The sequence below is a fragment of the Nostoc sp. UHCC 0251 genome, from assembly GCF_034932245.1.
Taxonomy (GTDB): Bacteria; Cyanobacteriota; Cyanobacteriia; order Cyanobacteriales; family Nostocaceae; genus Nostoc.
Map to the genome: position 1 here is coordinate 1 of NZ_JAYGHD010000524.1, position 1,898 is coordinate 1,898.

Annotated in this window: 2 protein-coding genes; both read left to right on the forward strand. The window is 36.0% G+C overall.

The features are described from left to right. Nucleotides 1-65 precede the first annotated feature (65 nt). Nucleotides 66-449 carry a DUF4277 domain-containing protein gene (locus tag VB740_RS36555; protein ID WP_323204688.1) on the forward strand — a complete coding sequence of 128 codons (384 nt, stop codon included), beginning with the start codon at nt 66-68 and terminating at the stop codon, nt 447-449. Further along, the gene (locus VB740_RS36560) at nt 449-1,879 is read left to right on the forward strand and encodes an IS1634 family transposase (protein ID WP_323204689.1); all 1,431 of its coding nucleotides are present in this window, start codon (nt 449-451) and stop codon (nt 1,877-1,879) included. The genes VB740_RS36555 and VB740_RS36560 overlap by 1 nt, the downstream gene beginning before the upstream one ends. Nucleotides 1,880-1,898 lie beyond the last annotated feature (19 nt).

Here is a 1,898-nt window from a genome sequence, read left to right on the forward strand (position 1 = left end):
AACCCACATTCAGCAGGTAAAACCAGAAAAAAGGTATTTTAATCTAAGAGAATGTTTGAAAAGTCATGCAGTGTATGTTTGACTACTTTGGCTATCGAGAAGTTGAACGAGATAATAAGGGTTATGGGGCTTGCGATCACTTCTCTAAGTTGTATTTTAGGCTCAAGCTGACACTTTTCAAACGACCTCTAAGTGGATTGAAGGTAGCTAAAGTGAAAACAAAACCACAAGTGGATGTTAAAGACATTGACCATTTAGGGATAATCGCTGGAATTATAGATGAAATAGGGATTGTGGAGATCATAGATCAAGAATTAGGGACTCATGCACAAGAGAAAGTCAGCGCCGGACTGGTGGTGAAAGCGATGATTATCAATTGCATGGGGTTTCTAAGCGCCCCATTGTATTTATTTAGTCAATTTTTTGTGGGGAATCTTCAGAACATCTAATAGGTGTTGGAGTAGAAGCTGAACATCTCAACGAAAGTAGATTAGGACGAGTACTAGATCAACTATACGAATATGGTGTTAGCCTCTTATTCTTAAAAATAGCCTGTGAGATGGTAAAGTGTTGCGGAATTAAGGTATCAAATGCTCATATTGATGGTACGAGTTTGTCAGTTCATGGAAAATATCTTTCTTCAGAAGAAGTAGAAGAGAGTTGTGCTGAAGAGATAGTCTTGTTAGAAGAATCAGAACCAGTAGCAATAAACATTAATCATGGTTACTCTCGTGACCATAGATCAGACTTAAAACAATTTACATTAAGTTTATTAACCACTGGAGAAGAAGGAATTCCATTATTTATGCAAGTTGGAGATGGGAATGAATTAGACCAGAATGCTTTTCCAAAAATGATTAGAGAATTTCAGTCTCAATGGCTTGGAGAACAACCGGAAGTATATGTAATGGACGCGGCTTTTTATACTGAAAAGAATCTGAATCAGTGCAGTGAAAGTATAAATTGGATTAGCCGAGTACCATTAACCATCAAAGCAGCCCAAGAATTAACTAAACTTTTATTGCCAGAACAGTTCAGTAAAAGTGATCTGTATGAGAAATATAGTTTTTGTGCTGTATGTAGTGAATATGCAGTTATTAAACAAAGGTGGATTATAGTAGAAAGTGAAGACCGTCGAGATGCTGACTTAAAAAGTTTATCAAAGCGAATAGAGCAGTCCCTAACATTAAAAAATAAAAATTTAAAAAGCTTACGGAATAAAGAGTTTGCTTGTGAGACAGATGCTTTAATTGCCGCAAAAGATTTTGAAAAAACCCTCAATTATCATCTACTAGCTGAACTAACAATTTTAGCTAAACCGCATTATCAACGTCGCGGGAAACCGAAGCTAGGAGATGAAGTTAGTTACTATACTTATCATATTCAAGCAAATTTAGGAGAAAATGAAATCGTCATTAAGACTCATCGTAATCAAGCAGGACGTTTTATTTTAGCCACCAACTTATTAGATGAAAAACTCTGGGCGAATGAGACGGTTTTACAAGAATATAAGGAACAACAAACTACGGAAAGGGGATTTCGCTTTATCAAAGATCCTCTATTTTTTGCCTCACGAGTTTTTCTGAAAAACACTAAACGAATCATGGCACTAGCAATGATTATGACATTAGCTCTCATGGTTTATAGTTTAGGGCAACTTCAACTTAGACAATCATTAAAACTTACTGATTCTCACCTCCCTGACCAAAAAGGGAAACCTACTGCTCAACCTACTTTAAGATGGATTCTTCAATGTTTTCAGTCAGTTCATTTAGTATTTATTGATGGGATTAAATCTTCGATTCAACTCACCGACAGACAAAAACTGATTTTGCAGTTCCTTGGTGCATCTTGTCACCAATATTATTTTTTGTCTTAAATTACCTGCTGAATGTGGG